General features: G+C 49.6%; 20 protein-coding genes, 4 tRNA genes and 1 pseudogene. 11 read left to right on the top strand and 14 right to left on the bottom strand.

Going from position 1 to position 20,148, the window contains the following annotated elements; genetic code table 11:
• Positions 1 to 120: 120 nt before the first annotated feature.
• Positions 121 to 1,032 (top strand): cysteine synthase B, encoded by a 912-nt coding sequence (gene cysM, locus A1SC_RS13040; protein ID WP_001516829.1) that lies wholly within the window; start codon positions 121 to 123, stop codon positions 1,030 to 1,032.
• Between the two features lie 196 nt (positions 1,033 to 1,228).
• Here cysM and A1SC_RS24530 read toward each other — a convergent pair.
• Positions 1,229 to 1,318: pseudogene (locus tag A1SC_RS24530) on the bottom strand (WGR domain-containing protein); the annotation flags it as partial.
• A 32-nt stretch (positions 1,319 to 1,350) separates the two neighbouring features.
• Complete coding sequence (locus A1SC_RS13045) at positions 1,351 to 1,725, bottom strand: YfeK family protein (protein WP_016262231.1); 375 nt, start codon at positions 1,723 to 1,725, stop codon at positions 1,351 to 1,353.
• 104 nt (positions 1,726 to 1,829) lie between these two features.
• On the opposite strand from A1SC_RS13045, the gene pdxK reads away from it, so the two are divergent.
• Positions 1,830 to 2,681, top strand: coding sequence for a pyridoxine/pyridoxal/pyridoxamine kinase (gene pdxK, locus A1SC_RS13050; RefSeq protein WP_016262230.1), 852 nt, complete (start codon positions 1,830 to 1,832; stop codon positions 2,679 to 2,681).
• A gap of 42 nt (positions 2,682 to 2,723) precedes the next feature.
• Here the strand turns inward: pdxK and crr are convergent, their stop codons facing one another.
• From crr to cysZ, 5 genes are all read right to left on the bottom strand, one after another.
• On the bottom strand, positions 2,724 to 3,233 hold the full coding sequence (gene crr, locus A1SC_RS13055; protein ID WP_000522247.1) for a PTS glucose transporter subunit IIA: 510 nt from the start codon (positions 3,231 to 3,233) through the stop codon (positions 2,724 to 2,726).
• A 40-nt stretch (positions 3,234 to 3,273) separates the two neighbouring features.
• Positions 3,274 to 5,001 (bottom strand): phosphoenolpyruvate-protein phosphotransferase PtsI, encoded by a 1,728-nt coding sequence (gene ptsI / locus A1SC_RS13060; RefSeq protein ID WP_000623129.1) that lies wholly within the window; start codon positions 4,999 to 5,001, stop codon positions 3,274 to 3,276.
• A gap of 44 nt (positions 5,002 to 5,045) precedes the next feature.
• Complete coding sequence (gene ptsH / locus A1SC_RS13065; protein WP_000487600.1) at positions 5,046 to 5,303, bottom strand: phosphocarrier protein Hpr; 258 nt, start codon at positions 5,301 to 5,303, stop codon at positions 5,046 to 5,048.
• Between the two features lie 382 nt (positions 5,304 to 5,685).
• Positions 5,686 to 6,657: a cysteine synthase A gene (gene cysK / locus A1SC_RS13070; protein WP_000034402.1), complete on the bottom strand. Its 972-nt coding sequence runs from the start codon at positions 6,655 to 6,657 to the stop codon at positions 5,686 to 5,688.
• Between the two features lie 183 nt (positions 6,658 to 6,840).
• On the bottom strand, positions 6,841 to 7,602 hold the full coding sequence (gene cysZ / locus A1SC_RS13075; protein ID WP_000626012.1) for a sulfate transporter CysZ: 762 nt from the start codon (positions 7,600 to 7,602) through the stop codon (positions 6,841 to 6,843).
• 229 nt (positions 7,603 to 7,831) lie between these two features.
• On the opposite strand from cysZ, the gene zipA reads away from it, so the two are divergent.
• The 3 genes from zipA to A1SC_RS13090 all read left to right on the top strand — a co-directional run bounded on the left by zipA (position 7,832) and on the right by A1SC_RS13090 (position 11,130).
• Entirely contained in the window at positions 7,832 to 8,824 is a 993-nt protein-coding gene (zipA, locus tag A1SC_RS13080) for a cell division protein ZipA (protein WP_016262229.1), read from the top strand.
• Between the two features lie 70 nt (positions 8,825 to 8,894).
• Positions 8,895 to 10,910: an NAD-dependent DNA ligase LigA gene (gene ligA, locus A1SC_RS13085; RefSeq protein WP_000443718.1), complete on the top strand. Its 2,016-nt coding sequence runs from the start codon at positions 8,895 to 8,897 to the stop codon at positions 10,908 to 10,910.
• Position 10,911: 1 nt separating this feature from the next.
• A complete protein-coding gene (locus A1SC_RS13090; protein WP_000410201.1) occupies positions 10,912 to 11,130 on the top strand; it encodes a DUF3820 family protein in 219 nt (72 codons plus the stop codon).
• Here the strand turns inward: A1SC_RS13090 and A1SC_RS13095 are convergent.
• On the bottom strand, positions 11,127 to 12,122 hold the full coding sequence (locus tag A1SC_RS13095; protein WP_000765619.1) for a bile acid:sodium symporter family protein: 996 nt from the start codon (positions 12,120 to 12,122) through the stop codon (positions 11,127 to 11,129). The two genes, A1SC_RS13090 and A1SC_RS13095, sit on opposite strands and share 4 nt — an antisense overlap.
• 89 nt (positions 12,123 to 12,211) lie before the next feature.
• On the opposite strand from A1SC_RS13095, the gene A1SC_RS13100 reads away from it, so the two are divergent.
• Complete coding sequence (locus tag A1SC_RS13100; protein ID WP_001109778.1) at positions 12,212 to 13,138, top strand: LysR family transcriptional regulator; 927 nt, start codon at positions 12,212 to 12,214, stop codon at positions 13,136 to 13,138.
• A 38-nt stretch (positions 13,139 to 13,176) separates the two neighbouring features.
• Here A1SC_RS13100 and A1SC_RS13105 read toward each other — a convergent pair whose 3' ends face one another.
• Complete coding sequence (locus tag A1SC_RS13105; protein ID WP_016262228.1) at positions 13,177 to 13,941, bottom strand: nucleoside-specific channel-forming Tsx family protein; 765 nt, start codon at positions 13,939 to 13,941, stop codon at positions 13,177 to 13,179.
• 248 nt (positions 13,942 to 14,189) lie between these two features.
• Here A1SC_RS13105 and xapA point away from each other — a divergent pair, with 248 nt between their 5' ends.
• The 4 genes from xapA to xapR are packed head-to-tail and all read left to right on the top strand — an operon-like array spanning position 14,190 to position 17,475.
• Positions 14,190 to 15,023: a xanthosine phosphorylase gene (xapA, locus tag A1SC_RS13110; RefSeq protein ID WP_016262227.1), complete on the top strand. Its 834-nt coding sequence runs from the start codon at positions 14,190 to 14,192 to the stop codon at positions 15,021 to 15,023.
• Positions 15,024 to 15,082: 59 nt separating this feature from the next.
• Positions 15,083 to 16,339, top strand: a complete 1,257-nt coding sequence (gene xapB, locus A1SC_RS13115; protein ID WP_016262226.1) for a xanthosine/proton symporter XapB — start codon at positions 15,083 to 15,085, stop codon at positions 16,337 to 16,339.
• A 52-nt stretch (positions 16,340 to 16,391) separates the two neighbouring features.
• Positions 16,392 to 16,550 carry a DUF1427 family protein gene (locus A1SC_RS0121600; protein WP_000651752.1) on the top strand — a complete coding sequence of 53 codons (159 nt, stop codon included), beginning with the start codon at positions 16,392 to 16,394 and terminating at the stop codon, positions 16,548 to 16,550.
• A 40-nt stretch (positions 16,551 to 16,590) separates the two neighbouring features.
• Positions 16,591 to 17,475, top strand: a complete 885-nt coding sequence (gene xapR / locus A1SC_RS13120) for a DNA-binding transcriptional regulator XapR (protein WP_001516822.1) — start codon at positions 16,591 to 16,593, stop codon at positions 17,473 to 17,475.
• A gap of 109 nt (positions 17,476 to 17,584) precedes the next feature.
• Here the strand turns inward: xapR and A1SC_RS13125 are convergent.
• From A1SC_RS13125 to A1SC_RS13140, 4 genes are all read right to left on the bottom strand, one after another.
• Positions 17,585 to 17,660: transfer RNA gene (locus A1SC_RS13125), tRNA-Val, on the bottom strand.
• A gap of 46 nt (positions 17,661 to 17,706) precedes the next feature.
• A tRNA-Val gene (locus tag A1SC_RS13130) sits at positions 17,707 to 17,782 on the bottom strand.
• A 44-nt stretch (positions 17,783 to 17,826) separates the two neighbouring features.
• Positions 17,827 to 17,902 (bottom strand) — tRNA-Val (locus tag A1SC_RS13135).
• Between the two features lie 46 nt (positions 17,903 to 17,948).
• A tRNA-Val gene (locus A1SC_RS13140) sits at positions 17,949 to 18,024 on the bottom strand.
• 258 nt (positions 18,025 to 18,282) lie between these two features.
• Here A1SC_RS13140 and gltX point away from each other — a divergent pair.
• The gene (gene gltX / locus A1SC_RS13145; protein ID WP_001516821.1) at positions 18,283 to 19,698 is read left to right on the top strand and encodes a glutamate--tRNA ligase; all 1,416 of its coding nucleotides are present in this window, start codon (positions 18,283 to 18,285) and stop codon (positions 19,696 to 19,698) included.
• A 57-nt stretch (positions 19,699 to 19,755) separates the two neighbouring features.
• On the opposite strand, the gene A1SC_RS13150 is transcribed toward gltX, so the two are convergent.
• A complete protein-coding gene (locus A1SC_RS13150; protein ID WP_000826489.1) occupies positions 19,756 to 20,148 on the bottom strand; it encodes a MerR family transcriptional regulator in 393 nt (130 codons plus the stop codon).

Genomic DNA, 20,148 nt, shown 5'->3' with positions numbered 1-20,148 from the left:
TGTTAAACGCCCGGAGGCGCATCCCGCGATCCGGGCTTTTTAATGGCAAGGTTTGTAACCTGTAGGCCTGATAAGACGCGCAAGCGTCGCATCAGGCAACACCACGTATGGACAGAGATCGTGAGTACATTAGAACAAACAATTGGCAATACGCCTCTGGTGAAGTTGCAGCGAATGGGGCCGGATAACGGCAGTGAAGTGTGGTTAAAACTGGAAGGGAATAACCCTGCGGGTTCGGTGAAAGACCGCGCGGCATTATCAATGATTGTCGAGGCGGAAAAGCGTGGGGAAATTAAACCCGGTGATGTGTTAATCGAAGCCACCAGTGGTAACACAGGCATTGCGCTGGCAATGATCGCCGCGCTAAAAGGCTATCGCATGAAATTGCTGATGCCCGACAACATGAGCCAGGAACGTCGCGCGGCGATGCGTGCCTACGGTGCGGAACTGATTCTTGTCACCAAAGAGCAGGGCATGGAAGGTGCGCGCGATCTGGCGCTGGAGATGGCGAATCGTGGTGAAGGCAAGCTGCTCGACCAGTTCAATAACCCCGATAATCCTTATGCGCATTACACCACCACCGGGCCGGAAATCTGGCAGCAAACCGGCGGTCGCATTACGCATTTTGTCTCCAGCATGGGGACGACTGGCACCATCACCGGCGTGTCACGGTTTATGCGCGAACAATCCAAACCGGTAACGATTGTTGGCCTGCAGCCGGAAGAGGGTAGCAGCATTCCGGGGATTCGCCGCTGGCCAGCGGAATATCTGCCGGGCATCTTTAACGCTTCTCTGGTGGACGAGGTACTGGATATTCACCAGCGCGACGCGGAAAACACCATGCGCGAACTGGCCGTGCGGGAAGGGATTTTCTGCGGCGTCAGCTCCGGCGGCGCGGTTGCCGGTGCGATACGCGTGGCAAAAGCCAACCCTGGCGCAGTGGTGGTAGCGATCATCTGCGATCGTGGCGATCGCTACCTTTCCACCGGGGTGTTTGGCGAAGAACACTTTAGCCAGGGGGCGGGGATTTAAGGATTAATAGCATTGGAGGCTGATGACAAACGCAAAACAGCCTGATGCGCTACGTTTATCAGGCCTACAAGGTTCCTGTAATATATTGCATTAGCAATATTTTGTAGGCCGGATAAGGCGTTTACGCCGCATCCGGCTAAACAAAGTGCACTTTGTCAATAATCTGATTTGTCGGCAGTTGTTGCTGCCGACAAATGCCATAGTTGACAGCTAAACTATCCCCTTCGTAATCTATCCACCAAAATTTACTCGATTTTTCATCGTTATAAATAAAGCATTTTTTCATGTTACCTCCTGTAAATGCCTTGCCAAAGCGGATTAATTCCCTTCCTCAGGCACTGTTTTATCCGTCTGCGCAATCAGCGCATGTAAAAAAGGTTGCGCATTTTCATCGCTCTTACCGGGCATCTTCACGATGTAAGGCTTACCGGTAATCGATGATGACGAAGCCACCTTATCAATAAACTGCTCGGCGGTATCAATGCGGTTGCGTGTGTTGCCGAGCTTCAACTTCAGATGCGAAACTGCTTCATCACAAGTATGTTGATCGCCATTGCGTATGAATATCAAATCCTTATGCTGCGCTAATCCTTCCAGCATGGCGTTAATTCTGACTTCTTCGTGGGCAGTTAACTTCGCGTAAGCGGGGAGTGCCATCAGCAGTGTGATGACCAGACAAATGATTTTCTTCACTGAATTGCCTTATCCTTGTGTTGTATTAGCCGATTTGACTGCCAGAATCAGGTAAAGTTTCGGTTGGGGTACGATGAGGATCATCGGCAAGGAGAAATTATTAAATGAGTAGTTTGTTGTTGTTTAACGATAAGAGCAGGGCGTTGCAGGCGGATATCGTCGCCGTGCAGTCGCAGGTGGTGTATGGCAGCGTAGGCAACAGCATTGCCGTGCCTGCCATTAAACAGAACGGCCTGAATGTCTTTGCCGTACCGACCGTGTTGCTGAGTAATACGCCGCATTATGACACGTTCTACGGTGGTGCGATTCCGGACGAGTGGTTTAGCGGTTATTTGCGCGCACTGAAAGAGCGTGATGCGCTGCGTAAGTTACGTGCGGTGACTACGGGCTATATGGGGACAGCGTCACAAATTAGAATCCTTGCCGAATGGCTGACAGTCTTACGCGAAGAGCATCCTGACTTGCTGATTATGGTCGATCCGGTGATTGGCGATATTGATAGTGGTATTTACGTCAAACCTGACCTTCCCGATGCGTATCGGCAATATTTACTGCCACTGGCGCAGGGGATTACGCCAAATATCTTTGAGCTGGAAATCCTGACCGGTAAAAACTGCCGCGATCTCGACAGCGCCATTGCCGCAGCAAAAAGTTTGCTTTCAGAGACATTAAAATGGGTGGTTATTACCAGCGCTTCCGGCAATGAAGACAATCAGGATATGCAGGTGGTGGTGGTCAGTGCCGATAGCGTGAATGTCATTTCCCACTCTCGGGTAAAAACGGATCTTAAAGGTACTGGCGATCTGTTTTGCGCTCAACTTATCAGTGGATTACTGAAAGGGAAGGCGTTAACCGACGCAGTGCACAGCGCAGGTTTACGCGTGCTGGAGGTGATGTGTTATACCCAGCAGTATGAAAGCGATGAATTGATTTTGCCGCCGCTGGCGGAAGCATAAAAAAATGGCGCCCACGGGCGCCATTTTTCACTGTGGCAAGAATTACTTCTTGATGCGGATAACCGGGGTTTCACCCACAGTCACGCTACCGGACAGTTTGATCAGTTCTTTGATTTCGTCCATGTTGGAGATAACAACCGGAGTCAGGGTTGACTTGGCTTTCTCTTCCAGCAGCGGCAGATCGAATTCAATAACAGTATCGCCAACTTTTACGCGCTGACCTTCTTCAGCAATACGCTTGAAGCCTTCGCCTTTCAGTTCAACGGTGTCGATACCGAAGTGGACGAACAACTCAACGCCGCTATCAGATTCGATAGAGAACGCGTGGTTGGTTTCAAAGATTTTACCAATGGTGCCGTCAACCGGAGCTACCATTTTGTTGCCAGTTGGTTTGATAGCAATACCATCACCAACGATTTTTTCCGCAAAAACGACATCCGGCACGTCTTCGATATTGACGATCTCGCCAGAGAGCGGAGCAATGATCTCAATAGTTCCGGTATCTTTTTTGTCATCAGAAACCAGAGATTTCAGTTTATCGAACAAACCCATGATCTTCTCCTAAGCAGTAAATTGGGCCGCATCTCGTGGATTAGCAGATTGTTTTTTCTTCAATGAACTTGTTAACCAGCGTCATTAACTCGTCCGTTGTCGGTTGAGCAAGAGCCTGCTCTGCTAACACCTTCGCATCTTCGAAGTTCGTGTTACGGATAATCTTCTTAATGCGCGGGATAGAAATGGCGCTCATAGAGAATTCGTCCAGACCCATCCCCAGCAACAGAAGTGTAGCACGTTCATCGCCAGCAAGCTCACCACACATGCCAGTCCATTTGCCTTCAGCATGAGAAGCATCAATAACTTGCTTGATCAAGTTCAGCACGGACGGTGACATTGGCTGGTAAAGGTGTGAAATCATATCATTACCACGGTCAACTGCCAGAGTGTACTGCGTTAAATCATTGGTGCCGATACTAAAGAAATCAACTTCTTTGGCTAAATGACGCGCAATTGTTGCGGCAGCCGGTGTTTCCACCATCACGCCAATTTCAATTGATTCGTCAAACGCTTTACCTTCGTCGCGCAGTTCCTGTTTGTAGATTTCAATCTCTTTGCGTAGTGCGCGTACTTCTTCAACAGAGATGATCATCGGGAACATGATGCGCAATTTGCCGAAAGCAGAGGCACGCAGGATAGCGCGGAGCTGATCGCGCAGAATCTCTTTACGATCCATCGCGATACGGATAGCACGCCAGCCGAGGAACGGGTTCTCTTCTTTCGGGAAGTTCATATACGGCAGCTCTTTGTCGCCGCCAATGTCCATGGTACGAACAATAACCGCCTGCGAGCCACACGCTTCAGCCACAGCTTTGTAGGCCGCGAACTGTTCTTCTTCAGTCGGCAGCGCGTCGCGGTCCATGAACAGGAATTCGGTGCGATACAGACCAACGCCTTCAGCGCCATTACGTTCTGCACCTTCAACGTCACGAACAGTACCGATGTTAGCGCACACTTCTACCTGGTGACCGTCCAGCGTAATGGCTGGCAGATCTTTCAGCTTAGCAAGCTCTGCTTTTTCAGAAGCTACTTGCTCCTGAACAGCGCGCAATTTATCGATAACTTCGTTGGTTGGATTGACGTAAACCTGATTATTTACGGCATCCAGAATCAGATAGTCGTCATTTTTCACCTGAGAGGTGACGCTACCAGTACCCACAATGGCTGGCAGTTCCAGAGAGCGTGCCATGATTGAGGTGTGGGAAGTACGGCCACCCGCGTCGGTGATGAAACCCAGTACCTTCTTCAGGTTCAACTGTGCGGTTTCGGACGGCGTCAGGTCAGCGGCAACAAGAATGACTTCATCCTGAATCGCGCTCAGGTCGATAATCTTCAGACCCAGGATGTTGCGCAGCAGGCGCTTACCGATATCACGCACGTCAGCCGCACGTTCTTTCAGGTATTCATCATCCAGTTCTTCCAGGGCAGAAGCCTGACCTTCAATAACTTCATGAGCAGCAGCGTCAGCCGTCATGTGCTTATCTTTAATCAGGGCTATGATTTCCTGCTCCAGCTCCTCATCTTCGAGTAGCATGATATGCCCTTCAAAGATGGCTTCTTTTTCTTCACCGAACGTTTCACCAGCTTTCGTTTTGATCGTTTCAAGCTGGGCTGATGCCTTGGCACGACCGCTCAGAAAACGTTCAACTTCCTGATCAACCTGGTCGGCAGAAATTTTTTTCCGGTCAATGACGATTTCGTCTTCTTTCAGAAGCAGAGCTTTACCGAAAGCGATACCCGGGGATGCTAAAATGCCTGAAATCATAACCCTACCTTACTTGTGACTGATTTTTAAAAGAACCCGGGAAATTACTCGAGTTCCGCCATCAGTTTAACCAGATGTTCAACCGCTTTCTGTTCGTCTTCGCCTTCAGCGGAGATAGTCACAACGGTCCCTTGAGTCAGGCCCAGAGTCTGCAGTTTAAACAGGCTTTTTGCGCTGGCGCTTTTGCCGTTGGAAGTCACAGTAATTTCAGAAGTGAAGCCCTTAGCTTCTTTTACAAACTGGGCAGCAGGGCGGGTGTGCAGACCGTTCGGAGCGGTAATGGTAACTTCTTGCTGGAACATTGTATTTCCCCAACTTATAGGTTTAGTGTTGTGGAACTAAAGTCTAGCCTGGCGGTTTGACTTTAGCCTGTATTGTTAGCGCCAGTTTTAACAGACGCGACGCACGAAGTGTTCTATGCAGTCCATTGCTGGCGGATGTTGGCCGCTGACGTTTCGTTCATCATTAAACATTATGCCGCTAAAGGAAGAATTGAACCAAATCATAAAATCGATTCAGCTAAGGCTTTTCCTGTAACGATTAATTTCGCGCATCAAAATAATTAGTCAGGTTAAATACCAGTTCCGACAGGCTGAATCAATGCCAGGAGGGGCGAAAATTTGAAGTAGGCCACAAAAAAGCACCTAAAAAGGTGCTTTTTTACGCATTTCTAACAACCTGGCATTACTGTTGCAATTCTTTCTCGGTAAAGAGATCGGCAAATAATGCAGTGCTTAAATAACGTTCACCCGATGATGGCAGAATAACCACAATATTCTTATTGGTAAAGCTTTCATCTTCTTGCAGCTTCAATGCAGCGGCAACCGCCGCGCCAGAAGAGATCCCAGCAAGAATGCCTTCTTCTTCCATCAGACGACGTGCGGTAGAGATAGCTTCTTCATTGGTGATGCCAATAACTTTATCGACCAGTTTAAGATCAAGGTTAGCCGGGATAAAGCCAGCACCTATGCCCTGGATTTTATGCGGGCCGGGTTTGATTTCTTCACCTGCCAGCGCCTGGGCGATAACGGGAGAGTCGGTTGGCTCAACGGCGACAGAGATGAGATCAGTCTTGCCTTTGGTGCCTTTAATGTAGCGGCTGACGCCGGTCAGCGTACCGCCAGTACCGACACCAGCAATAAATACATCAACCTGACCATCGGTATCTTCCCAGATCTCCGGACCGGTGGTTTTTTCATGAATTTCTGGATTCGCCGGGTTGCTGAATTGTTGCAGCAGCAGATATTTTTCTGGGTTGCTGGCGACAATTTCTTCTGCTTTTTGAATTGCGCCTTTCATGCCTTTCGCGCCTTCGGTCAACACCAGGTTTGCGCCCAGAGCTTTCAGCAGTTTGCGGCGTTCAATACTCATGGTTTCTGGCATGGTCAGGGTGAGTTTGTAACCGCGAGCGGCAGCCACATAAGCCAGAGCAATACCTGTGTTGCCGCTGGTTGGTTCAACCAATTCAACGCCGGGTTTCAGCACGCCGCGTTTTTCGGCATCCCAAATCATATTGGCACCGATACGGCACTTAACGCTGAAGCTGGGGTTACGAGATTCCACCTTCGCCAGAATACGTCCGTTACCGATGCGATTCAGGCGAACCAGCGGTGTGTGACCGATAGTCAGCGAGTTATCTTCAAAAATCTTACTCATGGCCTGTCCTTAACTGTATGAAATTGGGATACAACAGGTAGCATACCCGCTCAGAGAATATGCGGAAGTAAGGATTTAGCATATCTATATGCAGAAGGGAAATAATGGCTTGCAAGATGGAATAAGGGTGGCATAAGCCACCCCTCTTCCATACAAAAAGTTTACAAAATAACCAGGAGACTGTTACTTCCACAATGCATGTTTAGCGCGATAACAATCGACCCACATTGCTGTCGCGCCACAGACGGCTACTGGCATGATGAACAGGTTGAGCACCGGGATCATCGTGAACAGGCTGGTTAATGCGCCAAACTGCATATTGGTGATTTTGCGCGTGCGCAGGGCAGTGCGCATCTCTTTGAACGGCACTTTGTGGTTGTCGAACGGATAGTCGCAGTACTGAATGGCTAACATCCAGGCACTGAACAGGAACCACAGTACTGGCGCGACGGTTTGCCCGATGCCCGGGATGAAGTAGAGGATCAGCAATACGATGGCGCGTGGCAGATACCAGGCAAATTTTTGCCATTCGCGTTTCATAATTCGCGGCACATCTTTCATGATGCCAAAGATGCCGGTATCCGGCGGCGTAGCGCCTGTCAGCCTGGCTTCCAACTGTTCAGCCAATAAACCGTTAAATGGTGCGGCAATCCAGTTCGCAATAGTTGAGAAAAAATAGCCAAAAACCAGTAGAACGGAGATAACCGCGACAGGCCACAGCAAATAGCTCAACCATTGCAGCCAGTCAGGCACGTGGCTCATTAATGATGGGATCCAGGCATCCAGTTGAGTAAAGAGCCACCAGAATGCACTTCCCATCAACAAAATATTGACCAACAGAGGTAAAATAACAAAACGCCGAATCCCGGGTTGCGAGACGAGCTTCCAGCCTTGCGCAAAATAGTAAAAACCGCTGCGTGGGGAAGATGTGAATGTTGAAATCATAATCAGGATATGCTCCTTTTGACCAATCCCAGGAAAATTCTGCGTATTTTACCGGGTAATTGCGCAATGGACAGTTAGGATATGTTCGAAAAAACAGCAAAAAGCACGATTTCATCTATCTTTGTGCTGTGAAAGTTAAGAGTGCACTTGCACTTGAGGTAATCGGCAAATACTCTTAGTGAGTAAATGTTTGCCGTGGTGGCAAGGTGTTAGAACAACAGAGAATATAATGATGCAGGATTTGCGTCTGATATTAATCATTGTTGGCGCGATCGCCATAATCGCTTTACTGGTACATGGTTTCTGGACCAGCCGTAAAGAACGATCTTCTATGTTCCGCGATCGGCCATTAAAACGAATGAAGTCAAAACGTGACGACGATTCTTATGACGAGGATGTCGAAGATGATGAGGGCGTTGGTGAGGTTCGTGTTCACCGCGTAAATCATGCCCCGGCTAACGCCCAGGAGCATGAGGCTGCTCGTCCGTCGCCGCAACACCAGTACCAACCGCCTTATGCGTCTGCGCAGCCGCGTCAACCGGTTCAGCAGCCGCCTGAAGCGCAGGTATCGCCGCAACATGCTCCGCATTCAGCGCATCCTGTTCAGCAACCACAGCCAGTACAGCAGCCGGCCTACCCGCCGCAGCCTGAACAGCCTGTTGCTTCGCAGGTACAGTTAGCTCCGCAGCCGACACAGCCAGCGCCACAACCGGCGCAGCAGGCTTTCCAGACTGCGGAACCCGTAGCAGCACCGCAGCCTGAGCCTGTGGCTGAACCGGTGCCTGTCATGGATAAGCCGAAGCGCAAAGAAGCGGTGATCATTATGAACGTCGCAGCGCATCACGGTAACGAGCTGAACGGTGAACTGCTTCTTAACAGCATTCAGCAGGCGGGCTTTATCTTTGGCGATATGAATATTTACCATCGTCATCTTAGCCCGGACGGCAGTGGCCCGGCGTTATTCAGCCTGGCGAATATGGTGAAACCGGGAACATTTGATCCTGAAATGAAGGATTTCACTACACCGGGTGTCACTATCTTTATGCAGGTGCCGTCTTATGGTGATGAACTGCAAAACTTCAAGCTGATGCTGCAATCTGCGCAGCATATCGCTGATGAAGTGGGCGGCGTGGTGCTTGATGATCAGCGCCGTATGATGACTCCGCAGAAACTGCGCGAGTATCAGGACATCATCCGCGAAGTGAAAGACGCTAACGCCTGATACACTTAAATTAAATCAACTTCTCTTCGAACCCCCGCTTGTCGGGGGTTTTTAGCATTGATGGTGCGATATGGAATCAATCGAACAACAACTGACAGAACTGCGAACGGTGCTTCGTCATCATGAATATCTTTATCATGTGATGGATGCGCCGGAAATTCCTGACGCTGAATACGATCGCCTGATGCGCGAACTGCGCGAGCTGGAAGCCAAACATCCAGAACTGATTACCCCTGATTCACCCACTCAACGTGTAGGTGCAGCACCGTTAGCGGCTTTCAGCCAGATCCGTCATGAAGTACCGATGCTGTCGCTGGATAACGTTTTTGATGAAGAGAGTTTTCTTGCTTTCAACAAACGCGTTCAGGATCGTCTGAAAAGTAACGAAAAAGTGACCTGGTGCTGTGAGCTGAAGCTCGATGGCCTTGCCGTCAGCATACTGTATGAGAATGGCGTATTGGTGAGTGCAGCAACCCGTGGCGATGGCACTACCGGGGAAGACATCACATCTAACGTCCGTACTATTCGCGCCATTCCGCTGAAACTACACGGTGAGAATATCCCGGCGCGTCTGGAAGTGCGTGGTGAAGTGTTCCTGCCGCAGGCGGGCTTCGAAAAGATCAACGAAGATGCGCGACGCACGGGCGGAAAAGTGTTTGCTAACCCACGTAATGCGGCGGCAGGTTCATTGCGTCAGCTTGATCCGCGTATCACAGCCAAGCGGCCGCTCACTTTCTTCTGCTACGGCGTTGGCGTGCTGGAAGGCGGTGAGCTGCCAGATACTCATCTTGGTCGTTTACTGCAATTTAAAAAGTGGGGATTACCGGTCAGCGATCGCGTCACGTTATGCGAATCGGCGGAAGAGGTGCTGGCGTTCTACCATAAAGTAGAAGAAGACCGCCCGACGCTGGGCTTTGATATCGACGGCGTGGTAATTAAGGTCAACTCCCTGGCGCAGCAGGAACAGCTTGGCTTTGTTGCGCGCGCCCCTCGTTGGGCAGTGGCGTTTAAATTTCCGGCACAGGAGCAGATGACTTTTGTGCGTGACGTCGAGTTTCAGGTTGGGCGTACTGGCGCGATTACGCCTGTTGCACGTCTCGAACCTGTCCATGTCGCGGGTGTGCTGGTGAGCAACGCCACCCTACACAATGCCGATGAAATCGAACGTCTTGGCTTACGTATTGGCGATAAAGTGGTGATTCGCCGTGCTGGCGACGTGATCCCGCAAGTGGTTAACGTGGTGCTTTCTGAACGCCCGGAAGATACTCGTGAGGTAGTATTCCCGACGCATTGCCCGGTATGCGGTTCTGACGTGGAACGAGTGGAAGGCGAGGCTGTGGCTCGCTGTACTGGTGGTTTGATTTGCGCCGCCCAGCGTAAAGAGTCGCTGAAACACTTTGTTTCCCGTCGCGCGATGGACGTTGACGGTATGGGAGACAAAATCATCGACCAGTTGGTTGAAAAAGAATATGTCCATACGCCTGCGGATCTGTTCAAGTTAACGGCGGGTAAGCTCACCGGGCTGGAGAGAATGGGGCCGAAATCGGCGCAAAACGTGGTTAACGCACTGGAAAAAGCGAAAGAAACCACCTTTGCCCGCTTCCTTTATGCGCTTGGCATCCGCGAAGTCGGTGAGGCAACGGCATCAGGTCTGGCGGCATATTTCGGCACGCTGGAAGCGCTGGAAGCGGCTTCGATTGAAGAGCTGCAAAAAGTGCCCGATGTTGGAATTGTCGTCGCATCTCATGTGCACAACTTCTTTGCCGAAGAAAGTAACCGTAATGTCATCAGTGAACTGCTGGCGGAAGGCGTTCACTGGCCTGCGCCGGTAGTCATCAACGCGGAAGAGATCGACAGCCCGTTTGCTGGTAAAACGGTGGTGCTCACGGGTAGCTTAAGTCAGATGTCGCGTGATGACGCTAAAGCTCGCCTGGTCGAACTGGGCGCGAAAGTGGCGGGCAGCGTGTCGAAGAAAACCGACCTGGTGATTGCCGGAGAAGCCGCAGGTTCTAAACTGGCGAAAGCGCAGGAACTGGGCATTGAAGTGATCGACGAAGCTGAAATGCTGCGTTTGTTGGGCAACTGAGATGGAAAAAGAGCAGTTGATTGAAATAGCCAATACGATAATGCCGTTTGGCAAGTACAAAGGGCGTCGCTTAATTGACCTGCCGGAGGAGTATCTGCTGTGGTTTGCCCGCAAAGATGAATTTCCGGCAGGGAAACTCGGTGAGCTAATGCAAATCACGCTGCTGATTAAAACGGAGGGGCTGACGCAACTGGTCCAGCCCCTGAAGCGCCCGCTTTAAACCTTTCCGTGGCTTTCCTGCTGCGACTGTAACTGCCCGGTCTGGCGCTTGTAACGACGCGCCAGTACCGCGCAAACCATCAGTTGGATCTGATGGAAAATCATCAATGGCAGCACCATCATACCGATCACCGATGTCGGGAACAGAATGTTTGCCATTGGGATACCATTCGCCAGACTCTTTTTCGAGCCACAGAAGACGATAGTGATTTCATCCGCCTTATTGAAACCCAGTCGGCGCGCCATAAAGACGTTAATCACAATCACAATAGCCAACAGCACGCAACTAACCACCACAATAAACAATAGCGATCCCCAGCCGACTTTATGCCAGATACCGTTAACGACTGCTTCGCTAAATGCCGTATAAACCACCAACAGAATGGATGTCTGATCGGTTTTCGCAATCCACTTTTTATTGCGCGCCACCCAGTTACCAATCCACGGGCGGGAAAGATGCCCCAACACAAACGGCAGCAACAGTTGCAGCATAATCTTACCGACCTGCTCGAGGCTACCCTCTGCACCGTGAACATTCATCACCACACCAACCAGCAACGGCGAAAGGAAAATCCCCAGCAGACTGGATGCTGACGCAGAGCAAACTGCAGCCGCGACATTACCACCCGCCATTGAGGTAAAGGCAATTGCGGACTGCACGGTAGCCGGAAGAATGCACAGATAGAGAAAACCGGAGTAGAGCATCGGGTCGACATTTACCGGTTTCCACCAGGCAAACAGTACGCCCAGAATTGGGAACAGCACGAAGGTGCTGCACATTACCCACAAATGTAGCCGCCAGTGACTACCGCCAGCGATAATCGCTTCACGCGACAATTTTGCGCCGTGCATAAAGAACAGCAGGGCAATAGCTGCCGTAGTCAGATTTTCAAAGAACGGGACGAAATCGCCTCTGGCCGGGAAGAAGGAAGCCAGTAATACCACTGTGATCAGGGTTAAGGTGAAAGGATCGAGGATACGAAAAAGTTTCATAAAGACTCCAGATGATCGATGGTTCTATTGTGCTTCTTCCAGTTTGAGAAATAAAATTGATTTATTGCATCCATTTATGAAGAAAATAGATGAATTATTCTTTAAAACAATTAAAGGTTTTCGTCACAGTAGCGCAGGAGAAAAGTTTTAGTCGCGCAGGAGAGCGTATTGGCCTGAGCCAGTCGGCAGTGAGTCACAGTGTGAAGGAGCTGGAAAACCATACGGGTGTTCGCCTGCTGGACAGAACCACGCGTGAAGTGGTGCTTACAGATGCTGGGCTGCAGTTGGCTTTGCGTCTTGAGCGACTGCTGGATGAACTAAACAGCACGTTGCGCGATACCGGGCGTATGGGGCAACAACTGAGCGGAAAAGTTCGGGTCGCTGCCAGCCAGACCATTTCCGCGCATCTTATTCCGCAATGCATTGCTGAAAGCCATCGCCGCTATCCAGATATTCAGTTTGTCCTGCACGATCGTCCGCAGCAGTGGGTGATGGAAAGTATTCGCCAGGGAGATGTCGATTTTGGCATCGTCATCGATCCAGGCCCAGTGGGCGATCTGCAATGTGAAGCGATTCTTTCCGAGCCTTTCTTCTTGCTTTGCCATCGCGATAGCTCTCTGGCCGCGGAAGATTATGTAGCCTGGCAGGCATTACAGGGAGCGAAACTGGTGTTGCAGGATTACGCGTCAGGCAGTCGACCGCTGATTGATGCAGCGCTGGCGCGCAACGGTATTCAGGCGAATATTGTGCAGGAGATTGGTCATCCGGCGACGTTGTTCCCGATGGTAGCCGCAGGCATCGGCATCAGTATTCTTCCCGCACTGGCGCTGCCATTACCTGAAGGTAGCCCACTGGTGGTAAAGCGTATTACGCCGGTGGTGGAACGCCAGTTGATGTTGGTGCGCAGGAAGAACCGTTCACTTTCCACTGCCGCTGAAGCGTTATGGGATGTGGTACGAGACCAGGGTCATGCGCTAATGGCTGAGCGGGAAGGGGATCCGTTGTATCAGATATAGAATGAATTCATACTGCCGGGAGCCCCGGCAGTAATTAATCAGAAGTTAAATTTGATGGAGTAGATTATCGCATCCTGGTAAAAATCTTCGCCCAGTTTGTCATCCGCATATCGATACTGAATCCCCGTAGTGATGTGTGATGTTGCATTCCACCACAGTGCAACTGCGCCGTTCAGCCCTTCTTTACCGCCATTACCCGTCGCATAGGTAGCGTCACGGTCAAACTCGTACTCGTTCCAGTTGGTGAGAGTGAATTTCTCACTGCCCAGCATAAAGTTGTAACCTGCAACCCAGCCGGCTACATAGCCGTTGTTGCCAGTGTAATAGGTTTGATCTGTATAACGCTTAGCAAAGAACGGTTTGAACCACCAACCGCTGCCGGTGAAATTGTAGCCGACACCGTACAGGAACATATCGTCGTGGAAATTCACGCGATTTGCAGATCCGTAGGTACCATACGCGTGCAGGTAAAGATTAAATCCGGTGTCACCCAGGTAAATACGGTTGGTATTTTTAAAGGTATAACGCTGCTCGCTACCTGGTTTATTATGGCGACCGTTATAGAAGTTTTCCCAGTCGAAGAACCCGTACATTTCTCCCCAATTAAAGTTAGCGCCACCTTCAATTTCAAGATAACCAAAATCATCTTTGTGTGATTTTGTTGACGATTTTTCGGTAGTCCGACTGGTCCAGTCCAGATAATGCACGCCGATATCTGCAAAACCGCCTTTAAATTCTGCATGAGATATAACAGGTATCGCTAATATAGAGGATAGAGTCAGAGTTAAAAGATATTTTTTCATAGCATAAATCCCTATGCTGATCGTTATTAGTAGATTGCTTAATAAAGTGGTTTGTTAAAAACGATATATTGTTAATGCAAAGGAATTAATATCGCCAATACAGTTTTTACCATTGATTAATAGAGAAAAGATATAAATCCATCGATATCGAATCGCTATTGAATGCGTGAGAAAAGTGTATTGGTAAGAACCGGGACAACCTCGCTATAAAAAGGCGTTAGATTCCACCCTACAGAAAAAGGATATATATGTCTCAGGTTCAATTTTCTCATAACTCGCTGTTTTGCGTAGATATTATCAAGACTTATAAACCTAATTTCACGCCACGAGTGGCCTTTATTTTAGGTTCCGGGCTGGGCGCGCTGGCCGATCAGATTGAGAACGCTGTCGCAATTTCCTACGAAAAGCTGCCAGGTTTCCCGGTAAGTACGGTACATGGTCATGCGGGGGAGTTAGTGCTGGGCCATCTCCAGGGCGTACCGGTGGTATGTATGAAAGGTCGCGGACATTTCTACGAGGGTCGTGGAATGACCATCATGACTGACGCAATTCGTACCTTTAAGCTGCTGGGCTGCGAGTTACTGTTCTGCACCAATGCGGCAGGCTCACTGCGTCCGGAAGTGGGGGCAGGCAGCCTGGTCGCATTGAAAGATCATATCAACACCATGCCAGGTACGCCGATGGTGGGTCTTAACGATGATCGTTTTGGAGAGCGTTTCTTCTCACTGGCAAATGCCTACGATGCGGAATACCGCGCACTGTTACAAAAAGTGGCGAAAGAAGAGGGATTCCCTCTGACGGAGGGCGTGTTCGTCTCGTATCCGGGGCCGAATTTCGAGACTGCGGCGGAAATTCGCATGATGCAAATTATTGGTGGGGATGTTGTTGGTATGTCTGTGGTGCCTGAGGTTATTTCAGCTCGCCATTGCGACCTTAAAGTAGTTGCGGTCTCTGCGATTACCAATATTGCGGAAGGTTTAAGCGATGTGAAATTGTCACATGCCCAAACGCTGGCGGCTGCGGAGCTCTCTAAGCAGAACTTCATCAACCTTATTTGCGGCTTTCTGCGCAAAATTGCCTGAGAAAAACAATAAGAAACGGCCTCGCGGGTGAGGCCATATGATGCGACAAGGAAACGATTATGAGCATCTCTATGCGCTTAAAGGTAATGTCCTTTTTGCAATATTTTATCTGGGGGAGCTGGTTGGTTACCCTTGGATCTTACATGATTAATACCCTTCATTTCACCGGCGCGAACGTCGGTATGGTCTATAGCTCCAAAGGTATCGCCGCGATCATTATGCCCGGTATTATGGGGATCATCGCGGACAAATGGCTGCGCGCTGAACGTGCATATATGCTGTGTCATCTGGTGTGCGCTGGTGTACTTTTTTATGCGGCGTCGGTGAGTGATCCGGATACGATGTTTTGGGTGATGTTAATTAATGCGATGGCATTTATGCCGACTATCGCATTATCGAACAGCGTCTCGTATTCCTGTCTTGCTCAGGCAGGGCTTGACCCCGTATCTGCTTTCCCGCCCATTCGCGTTTTTGGTACGGTAGGATTTATTGTCGCGATGTGGGCGGTCAGCTTACGGCATCTGGAATTGAGCAGCCTGCAGTTGTATGTTGCGTCTGGTGCGTCATTGCTGCTGTCGGCTTATGCGCTGACTTTGCCTAAGATTCCGGTTGCGGAGAAAAAATCGACCACGTCGCTTGCCAGCAAGCTGGGTCTGGATGCTTTCGTGCTGTTTAAAAATCCACGCATGGCCATCTTTTTCCTCTTTGCCATGATGCTGGGTGCGGTACTGCAAATTACCAACGTTTTTGGTAATCCATTCCTGCATGATTTCGCCCGTAACCCGGAGTTTGCTGATAGCTTCGTGGTGAAATATCCCTCCATTTTACTGTCAGTTTCACAGATGGCTGAAGTCGGTTTCATTTTGACGATTCCGTTCTTTTTGAAGCGTTTTGGCATCAAAACCGTCATGCTGATGAGTATGGTGGCCTGGACGCTGCGCTTTGGCTTCTTCGCCTATGGAGATCCGTCACCAACCGGCTTTATTTTGCTGCTGCTGTCGATGATTGTTTACGGCTGTGCATTTGATTTCTTCAATATTTCTGGTTCGGTATTTGTCGAACAGGAAGTTGATTCCAGCATCCGTGCCAGCGCGCAGGGGCTCTTTATGACCATGGTAAATGGTGTCGGCGCATGGGTTGGCTCGATTCTGAGTGGTATGGCAGTAGATTACTTCTCGGTAGATGGCGTAAAAGACTGGCAAACTATCTGGCTGGTGTTTGCAGGATATGCTCTTTTTCTCGCAGTGATATTTTTCTTTGGGTTTAAATATAATCATGACCCTGAAAAGATAAAGCATCAAGCGGTGACTCATTAAAAGGATTCGCAGCTCTGCTCTTCAGAGCTGCTTTTATGATAAAGGTTAATTAGTGAAAGATATTTTATTTTCTTCCGGCGTTGGTTTTGGTATTGGTGCTTTATTTACAATCGTGCGCTTGCCTATTCCTGTACCAAATGTATTACCGGGTATATTATCCATTGTGTTTATGTATGTCGGATATCTGGTGGTGAAATACTTTATGCCATGATAATTTAATACGATGTATTTATTATATGGAGCACTTAATTATGGAACGCGTATACAGAACAGATCTTAAGTTGCTCCGTTATTTTCTTGCCGTAGCGGAAGAGTTGCATTTTGGCCGCGCAGCAGCGCGTTTAAATATGTCTCAGCCTCCGCTCAGTATTCATATTAAAGAGCTGGAAAATCAACTCGGCACGCAGCTTTTTATTCGCCATTCGCGCAGCGTCGTACTGACACACGCGGGCAAAATCTTGATGGAAGAATCGCGTCGATTGCTGGTGAATGCAAATAATGTATTGGCTCGGGTTGAACAAATAGGTCGGGGAGAAGCAGGGCGGATTGAACTCGGCGTAGTGGGAACGGCAATGTGGGGACGGATGCGCCCGGTTATGCGGCGATTCCTCAGGGAAAATCCTAACGTTGAAGTTCTTTTTCGCGAAAAGATGCCCGCGATGCAAATGGCCCTGCTGGAACGACGTGAACTCGATGCCGGGATCTGGCGAATGGCGACAGAACCACCGGCAGGTTTTACCAGCTTACGGTTGCATGAATCGGCGTTTCTGGTGGCGATGCCTGAAGAGCATCATCTCTCATCATTTTCCACCGTCCCACTGGAGGCGCTACGTGACGAGTATTTTGTTACAATGCCGCCTGTGTACACTGACTGGGATTTTTTGCAGCGAGTTTGCCAGCAGGTGGGATTTTCACCGGTTGTTATTCGCGAAGTTAATGAACCGCAAACGGTACTCGCCATGGTCAGTATGGGTATTGGTATCACATTGATAGCGGACAGCTACGCACAAATGAACTGGCCAGGTGTCATTTTCCGTCCGCTCAAAGAGCGCATCCCTGCGGATTTATATATTGTTTATGAAACACAGCAGGTGACGCCTGCGATGGTTAAGCTGTTGGCAGCATTGACACAGTAGGTGAGGGGACAGGAATTGCCGGAAATAGTAGGTGTGATAAGTGAAGCGCATCAGGCAATTTCGCAAATCACAGATAGCAAAAAAGCGCCTTTAGGGCGCTTTTTTACATTGGTGGGTCGTGCAGGATTCGAACCTGCGACCCCCTCCTTGTAAGGGAGGTGCTCTCCCAGCTGAGCTAATCACCCACTTCGGTACTTCACATTTTTACAAGAAATTTAGCTGGCGAGAAAGTGGTGGGTGATGACGGGATCGAACCGCCGACCCCCTCCTTGTAAGGGAGGTGCTCTCCCAGCTGAGCTAATCACCCATTTCTCAATTTCTTGCTACACGGCGGAGACTACATAAAGTAGTTGGTGGGTGATGACGGGATCGAACCGCCGACCCCCTCCTTGTAAGGGAGGTGCTCTCCCAGCTGAGCTAATCACCCACTTCGGTACTTCACATTTTTACAAGAAATTTAGCTGGCGAGAAAGTGGTGGGTGATGACGGGATCGAACCGCCGACCCCCTCCTTGTAAGGGAGGTGCTCTCCCAGCTGAGCTAATCACCCCCGCTGTGTGGAGTCGCATTATAGGGAGAGTTCAAAATGAGTCAACGCCTTTTCCAAAGAAATTGTTCGTTCGTCGTAAATTTAAGCAGGATGATCGCAAAACAGACCGTGTTGCGCAATTTCTCAACGAAAACAATAATGCATCATGTAGCAACCCGAACTACATTGAGGAATCAGGCTGGAGTGATAGAATATCGCCCACTCAATTTTTCCAGGATTTGCCGGTTGTCGGCATCTTTCTAAACGTAAGGCCATTTCATGAAAATCAAAACTCGCTTCGCGCCAAGCCCAACAGGCTATCTGCACGTTGGCGGCGCGCGTACTGCTCTTTACTCCTGGCTTTTTGCACGTAACCACGGTGGTGAGTTTGTGCTGCGTATTGAAGACACCGATCTTGAGCGTTCCACGCCGGAAGCTATCGAAGCCATTATGGATGGCATGAACTGGCTGAGTCTGGAGTGGGATGAAGGTCCGTACTTCCAGACCAAACGTTTTGATCGCTATAACGCGGTTATCGATCAGATGCTGGAAGAGGGGACGGCCTATAAATGCTACTGCTCTAAAGAGCGTCTGGAAGCACTGCGTGAAGAGCAGATGGCAAAAGGCGAGAAGCCGCGTTATGACGGTCGCTGCCGCCACAGTCATGAACATCATGCTGATGATGAACCGTGCGTCGTGCGTTTTGCTAATCCGCAGGAAGGTTCCGTTGTTTTTGACGATCAGATCCGTGGTCCGATCGAGTTCAGTAACCAGGAGCTGGATGATCTGATTATCCGCCGTACCGATGGTTCTCCGACCTATAACTTCTGTGTGGTTGTTGATGACTGGGATATGGAAATCACCCACGTAATCCGTGGTGAAGACCATATCAACAATACACCGCGTCAGATCAACATTCTGAAAGCCCTGAAAGCGCCAGTACCTGTTTACGCGCACGTTTCTATGATCAACGGTGATGACGGTAAAAAACTGTCCAAACGCCACGGTGCGGTCAGCGTAATGCAGTATCGCGACGATGGTTACCTGCCAGAAGCGTTGCTGAACTATCTGGTACGTCTGGGCTGGTCCCACGGCGATCAGGAAATCTTCACCCGTGAAGAAATGATCAAATACTTCACCCTGAACGCGGTTAGCAAATCTGCCAGTGCGTTTAACACAGACAAACTGCTGTGGCTAAACCATCATTACATTAACGCGTTGCCGCCGGAGTATGTCGCTACTCATTTACAGTGGCATATCGAGCAGGAAAATATTGATACCCGCAACGGCCCGCAACTGGCGGAACTGGTGAAACTGCTGGGTGAACGCTGCAAAACCCTGAAAGAGATGGCACAAAGTTGCCGTTATTTCTACGAAGATTTTGCCGAGTTTGATGCTGATGCAGCGAAAAAACATCTGCGCCCGGTCGCTCGCCAGCCGCTGGAAGTGGTACGTGACAAACTGTCTGCAATTACTGACTGGACGGCTGAAAATGTTCACCACGCTATTCAGGCAACAGCGGATGAGCTGGAAGTGGGTATGGGAAAAGTCGGTATGCCGCTGCGCGTAGCTGTTACCGGTGCGGGCCAGTCTCCGGCGCTGGATGTTACGGTTCACGCAATTGGCAAAGCACGCAGCATTGAGCGCATCAATAAAGCGCTGGCATTTATTGCTGAACGCGAAAACCAGCAGTAATTAATACTTAAAAGATAAACGGCAGGAGATAATATCCTGCCGTTTTTTACTTATTATTTATGCTGATTCGTCAATGTCGAGACGGGCAAGGAAATTGCGAATCCCTTCACGCGATAAAAACTGCGCAACTTTTTCTTGCTCACTATGAGTCATATTGTCTATCGCGCTGATTATTTGCCGGTAAGCCGGAGTTCGCATACCAGGTGCGTATTCAGCAAGAGGTTCTTCGGCCTCGAGAAAAACCGGCGTGTTATGGAAGGCCGGTGTGTTTTGAATAAACTCGCAAACCTGCGTATCGATCAGAATAAGTCTGGCACGGCCGCCCTTCACGCCGGGAAATTTTTCCGTTTTCCAGCCTTTTTCTCTAATCCAGCGGTTAACGGTTTGTTTAGCCACGCCGAGGCATTCCGCCAGTTCTTCGGTGGTCATTTTATTGCGTAATCTTTTCAT

The organism is Escherichia sp. KTE52, assembly GCF_000408325.1.
In the GTDB taxonomy this organism is placed as follows: Bacteria; Pseudomonadota; Gammaproteobacteria; order Enterobacterales; family Enterobacteriaceae; genus Escherichia; species Escherichia marmotae.
Note: the sequence above shows the minus strand (reverse complement) of the source record. Positions and strands in the feature narration are given on the sequence as shown.

Excerpts from the sequence above, each read along its gene's own strand:
- pdxK (WP_016262230.1), top strand. The coding sequence starts at position 1,830 with ATGAGTAGTTTGTTGTTGTTTAACGATAAGAGCAGGGCGTTGCAGGCG.
- crr (WP_000522247.1), bottom strand. The coding sequence starts at position 3,233 with ATGGGTTTGTTCGATAAACTGAAATCTCTGGTTTCTGATGACAAAAAA.
- ptsI (WP_000623129.1), bottom strand. The coding sequence starts at position 5,001 with ATGATTTCAGGCATTTTAGCATCCCCGGGTATCGCTTTCGGTAAAGCT.
- ptsH (WP_000487600.1), bottom strand. The coding sequence starts at position 5,303 with ATGTTCCAGCAAGAAGTTACCATTACCGCTCCGAACGGTCTGCACACC.
- cysK (WP_000034402.1), bottom strand. The coding sequence starts at position 6,657 with ATGAGTAAGATTTTTGAAGATAACTCGCTGACTATCGGTCACACACCG.
- cysZ (WP_000626012.1), bottom strand. The coding sequence starts at position 7,602 with ATGATTTCAACATTCACATCTTCCCCACGCAGCGGTTTTTACTATTTT.
- zipA (WP_016262229.1), top strand. The coding sequence starts at position 7,832 with ATGATGCAGGATTTGCGTCTGATATTAATCATTGTTGGCGCGATCGCC.
- ligA (WP_000443718.1), top strand. The coding sequence starts at position 8,895 with ATGGAATCAATCGAACAACAACTGACAGAACTGCGAACGGTGCTTCGT.
- A1SC_RS13090 (WP_000410201.1), top strand. The coding sequence starts at position 10,912 with ATGGAAAAAGAGCAGTTGATTGAAATAGCCAATACGATAATGCCGTTT.
- A1SC_RS13095 (WP_000765619.1), bottom strand. The coding sequence starts at position 12,122 with ATGAAACTTTTTCGTATCCTCGATCCTTTCACCTTAACCCTGATCACA.
- A1SC_RS13100 (WP_001109778.1), top strand. The coding sequence starts at position 12,212 with ATGAATTATTCTTTAAAACAATTAAAGGTTTTCGTCACAGTAGCGCAG.
- A1SC_RS13105 (WP_016262228.1), bottom strand. The coding sequence starts at position 13,941 with ATGAAAAAATATCTTTTAACTCTGACTCTATCCTCTATATTAGCGATA.
- xapA (WP_016262227.1), top strand. The coding sequence starts at position 14,190 with ATGTCTCAGGTTCAATTTTCTCATAACTCGCTGTTTTGCGTAGATATT.
- xapB (WP_016262226.1), top strand. The coding sequence starts at position 15,083 with ATGAGCATCTCTATGCGCTTAAAGGTAATGTCCTTTTTGCAATATTTT.
- xapR (WP_001516822.1), top strand. The coding sequence starts at position 16,591 with ATGGAACGCGTATACAGAACAGATCTTAAGTTGCTCCGTTATTTTCTT.
- gltX (WP_001516821.1), top strand. The coding sequence starts at position 18,283 with ATGAAAATCAAAACTCGCTTCGCGCCAAGCCCAACAGGCTATCTGCAC.
- A1SC_RS13150 (WP_000826489.1), bottom strand. The coding sequence starts at position 20,148 with ATGAAAAGATTACGCAATAAAATGACCACCGAAGAACTGGCGGAATGC.